This window comes from Arthrobacter crystallopoietes BAB-32, from assembly GCF_000328305.2.
Taxonomy (GTDB): domain Bacteria; phylum Actinomycetota; class Actinomycetes; order Actinomycetales; family Micrococcaceae; genus Crystallibacter; species Crystallibacter crystallopoietes_A.
In genome coordinates this window covers 1-4568 of record NZ_ANPE02000246.1, presented here as the reverse complement: position 1 = coordinate 4568, position 4568 = coordinate 1, and the positions used below count along the sequence as shown (strand labels likewise).

Here is a 4568-nt window from a genome sequence, read left to right as displayed (position 1 = left end):
AAGGCCCGGCCGAGTCCGCCGGCGGCGCCGGTGACCAGCACCGTGCGTGCGCCCGGCTGCTCCGGGGCCGTGGGGGTGGGTTCCTGCGTCATGTCACGTCTTTCGAAGTTGGGGGCCGGACCGGGGCGGTGGGGGAATACCCCGGTCCGGCGGAGGATCGCCTGGGCGGAGGGGGCCGGCTCAGGCGTGGGTGTGACTGTGGGCGCCGGGGCCGCTGACGAGTTCGGGCTCTTCGGCGTCCAGGATCTGGACGGTGCCCTTAGTGCCGTCGACGCGGAGCCGCTGGCCGGTTTTGATGGTGGTGGAGGCGGAACCGGTGCCGGTCACCGCGGGCAGGCCGTACTCGCGGCAGACGATCGCGGCGTGGCTCATCATGCCGCCGATGTCCGTGACGGTGGCCTTGATCTTGCCGAAGATCGGGCCCCAGGACGGGGCGGTCACGGTGGCGACCAGGATCTCGCCCTGCTGCACTTCGGCCAGCTGGTCCGAGTCGTGGACGACGCGGGCGACGCCCTCGACCACGCCCGGGGAGGCCGCCATGCCGCGCAGGCCGCCGCCTTCGACTTCCTCGCCGGCGCCAGCCACTGCTGGACCTGCTCGGTGGTGATGCCCCAGAGCATCCGGGTGAACGGTTCGGTGATGGAAGCCGGCGGGGTGTTCAGCGCCGGGGCCGGGCGGGCGGTCTTCAGCGCGTCGACGATCTTGCGGCGGCGCTCGATCTCCTCCGGCCAGTAGGTCGGACCGATCGGCTGCGCGCCGACACCCCAGCCGGTAACCAGGTCGAACAGCGCGTCGCGGACCTCGTTGCGGTTCAGGTAGAGCAGGTCGTCCGGCTCGGTCCAGAAACCCTCGGCGTGCATCATCCGGGACAGCTCACGGACCTTGCGCCAGAACACGCCCATCGTCCAGTGCTCGATGTAGAAGTTGTGGTTCTCCACGTACGGGTACGCCGTGGCCGCCAGCTGCCGCTTGGCGTCGAACAGGGCCTGGTTCTCGCCCTCGAGCAGGTCCCGGTACTCCTCGACGATCCGTTCCTTCTCCGCGATCAGCTCCTCGGTCGGGCGCATGATTTCCTGGCCCTCATCGAGGCGGCGGATGTAGTCGGCGATGTAGCCGAGCGGGATCTCCTGGTGGTCCTTCCAGTACTTGTCGTGCCCGTAGAAGCCGTTGCCCACGGTGAAGTTGAACCACGGGTCCTGGGCCTCTTCGTACTGCCTGATCCACTGGTCTCCCCCGCTCGAGGCGCGGACCGCGGCCAAGGTGGCATCGACGTCGTCGGTGTTGGAGAAGGCGGACTGGATGCCCAGCTCCACGGCCCGCTTGGCCAGCTGCTTGAGCTCATCGTCCGGGCGGAACAGCTCCATGTCCACGCCCTGGACCATAGTCGCGATCGACTGGTCCGGGATGTTCGGGAAGACGTCCTTGCAGAAATTGAAGAAGTCCAGGTAGGCGATGTAGCCGAGGTTCAGGAACTCGAAGTGGTACTGCCAGTTCTGGTAGGCCAGCTGGATCAGCCGGTCGTAGTTCTCCAGCAGGACCTCGGAGCCGTCCATCGCCTTGCCGGTAGTGATGTCGTCCATCGGCACCATATCCGGCAGCTTGCTGAACGACAGGGTCTCCATCTCGTCGATGGTGCCGCGGACCTTGATGTGCCACTGCTTGAGCAGTTCCTCCCAGTTCTGGAAGTAGTGGCCCACCCGCTGCTCGAAATGCGGCACCCGCTCGGCGATCTGGTCCTCCGGCACCGGGATCGGGGACATGTACAGGTAGCCCAGGTGCACGCGGAACTCGATACCGTTCGCGTTCGGGATCATCAGGTGCCGGGCGTTGTACTGGCCCAGGCACTTGACCGCGAACTCGCCGCCGATGGTCTCGAACGGCTTGTAGACCGTGGGCCAGTGCTGGCTGTCGCAGAACCAGAACTTGGCGTCTTCCTGGTCCTTGAGCTTGTCCTGGAACACCAAATAGTAGGGGTAGATCTTCTCCCAGCCCTCGGCGCCGGCAGGCACCGGCAGCTCGGACGGTTTTGGGAAGGACTTCAGGGACATGGCGCGTCCTTTCGGTGCGGGCTCGACGTCGGGCCCTTGGCTGACACGGTTGGTAATGCTGTGGTGCAGTGGTGCAGATCAGACGGAGGTCTTCAGCAGCGAGGCGGTGATGCTGCCGAGATTGAAGCCTCCGGGCGCGGAGGTTCCACCGGCCGCAGTGCCGCCGGTTTGGCTTCCGCCGGCGGTGGCCTGGCCGGCTCCCGTGGCGCCGAGCGCAGCCGCATAGCCGCCCGTTGCCGCCTTCAGGACTGCCGGTTTGGAGGAGTGGACGGTTTCCGGACGGGACTGCAGCAGCAGCAGGTTCTCGCCGTCGGGCAGGTCGGCGTCCAGCGCCCATTCGATGTCCTGCGGACACTTGTAGTGCTTCTCCGCGCGCTTGGCCATCGCGGCAACGGCGACGAGTTCGTCGTCGGTGAGGCTGCGGCGGGCGCGGCGGTCCGCGTCCACTTCGCGCTCGACCAGGGTGTGGGCGGAGCGGTCCGGGACGAGTTCGGCGTGCTTGTCGCCGAGGTGTTCGCTAACGACGGCGAGCGTCACCTTGTCGAGCACGATGTTGTCCGGCGTGACCTGGCCGGAGACGACCATTTCGCCGACCCCGTAGGAGGAGTCGATGGTGATCTTCGAGCGGTCGCCGTTGGCCGGGTCGAGGGTCATGGCGACGCCGGACACCTTGGAGTTGACCATCTTCTGCACGACGACGGCCATGGACAGGCCCTCGTTGGGAATGGCGTTCTTCAGCCGGTAGATGATGGCGCGGGAGGTAAACAGCGAGGCCCAGCACTGGCGGATGTGCTCCGTGACGGCCTTGGCGCCTTCCAGCCACAGATAGGTGTCCTGCTGGCCGGCGAACGAGGCGTCCGGCAGGTCCTCGGCGGTGGCGCTGGAGCGGACCGCCACCGGAACGGGCTCCGCAAACCGGCCCATCAGGCCTTCGTAGGCCGCCAGCGTCCGGGCGCGCAGATCCGCGGGCACCGGCTTGGAGCAGATGTCGGCGCGGATCTGCGCCGAGACCTTGTCCACCTCGGACACGTCCTCCGGATCCAGGCCCTCGAGCAGGTCGTGGATTTCCCGGGTGATGCCGGCGGCGGCCATGAACTCGTCGAAAGCCGCGGTGGTGACCACGAAGCCCGGAGGCACCGGCATGCCGGCCGAGGTCATGGTGACCAGGGATGCGCCCTTGCCGCCGAGCGCCTCGAGCGTAGGCTCGAGGCCGCCGTCGAAAAACTGGATGTACTGGTTGCTTTCCATGGTGCTTAGGCCTCCCAGGTGACGGGCACGGTTTCGGGGACGCGGAAGGAGAGGTTCTCGCGGAACCCGATCGCTTCCGGGTCCTCCAGCTTCAGGTTGGGTGCCAGGCGGGCGATCTCCTCCAGCGCGATCTTGGCCTGCAGCTTGGCGAGCATGTTGCCGAGGCAGTAGTGGATGCCGTAGCCGAAGGAGAGGTGCTCGCGGGCGTTGCTGCGCGAGATGTCGAATACCTCGCCATCGGCGAACCGGCTCTCGTCGCGGTTGGCCGAACCCATCAGGAGCAGCAGCTGGCCGCCTTCGGGGATCGGCACGCCGCCGACTTCGGTGTCCGTCAGGGCCTTGCGGCGCCAGCCGACGATGGAGCCGGAGTAGCGCAGCACTTCGTCGATCGCCGCCGGGATCTTCTTGGGTTCCGCGACCAGCTGCTGCCACTGCTCGGGGTGGGCCAGCAGCACGCGCACGGCGTTGGAGATCAGCGTGGTGGTGGTCTCGTGCCCGGCGAAGAGCATGCTGTAGAGGACCGAGGCAATCTCGTGGTCCGTGATCTCTGCGCCGTCCTGCTGGGCCTTGACCAGGTCCGCGGTGAGGTTGTCGCCGCCTTCCTCGTGGGCCACGCGGACCAGCCGCTGGCACTCCTGCCAGTACTCAACCAGGTTGTGCGCGTGCGGGATCTGCTCCTCGTCGGACAGGTCGCCCCAGGTCATCGCGGCGCGGGAATCGCTCCAGCGCTTGAACTGGTCCACCTGCTCCACATCGGCGCCGATCAGCGTCAGGATCGTCACGGTGGGAACGTCGTAGGCCAGGTCGCGGAAGATGTCGCCGCGGCGCTCCGGGTTCGCCAGCATCCGCTCCAGCTGGTCCACCACGTTCTGCCGGATGAACGGCTCCAGCACCTTGAACCGGCGCGGGGTGAAGGCCTTCTGGACCACGGAGCGGATCCGGGTGTGCTCCGGCGGGCGCCGGGCGGACAGGCCCGAGTAGGCGGTGAAGCCGCCTTCCTCCATGATCTTCTTCGCTGCGGGGCCGCGTTCGCGGACCGGTGCCTGGGCGTTCTCGCTGGAGAACGTCTCCCAGTCATCGAAGACCGCCTTGATGTCGTCGTAGCGCGTGACGACGTAGTAGCCGATGCGTTCGTCGAACATGACCGGCTGCTCGGCCCGCAGCTCGGCGTAGGCAGGGAACGGATCCTTCATCTGGAACGGCTCGTAGCCGTGGTGCCCGGCGGGGGCCTCGGTGCCGTGGCCGAAGGGGCAACGGGCGGCCGTCTCAGTC

At 67.4% G+C, this 4568-nt stretch carries 4 protein-coding genes; all 4 read right to left on the bottom strand.

Annotation, left to right across the window (positions count from 1 at the left end; genetic code table 11):
- Window positions 1–180 precede the first annotated feature (180 nt).
- The gene (locus D477_RS23425) at window positions 181–540 is read right to left on the bottom strand and encodes a PEP-utilizing enzyme (protein ID WP_237740833.1); all 360 of its coding nucleotides are present in this window, start codon (window positions 538–540) and stop codon (window positions 181–183) included.
- Complete coding sequence (locus D477_RS18490; RefSeq protein ID WP_237740832.1) at window positions 438–2048, bottom strand: hypothetical protein; 1611 nt, start codon at window positions 2046–2048, stop codon at window positions 438–440. Before D477_RS18490 ends, D477_RS23425 begins: the two co-directional genes overlap by 103 nt.
- A gap of 78 nt (window positions 2049–2126) precedes the next feature.
- On the bottom strand, window positions 2127–3296 hold the full coding sequence (locus D477_RS18485) for a PEP/pyruvate-binding domain-containing protein (RefSeq protein WP_005273412.1): 1170 nt from the start codon (window positions 3294–3296) through the stop codon (window positions 2127–2129).
- 5 nt (window positions 3297–3301) lie between these two features.
- The coding region (locus D477_RS18480; protein WP_005273409.1) for a cytochrome P450 at window positions 3302–4568 on the bottom strand (1267 nt) is incomplete at its 5' end.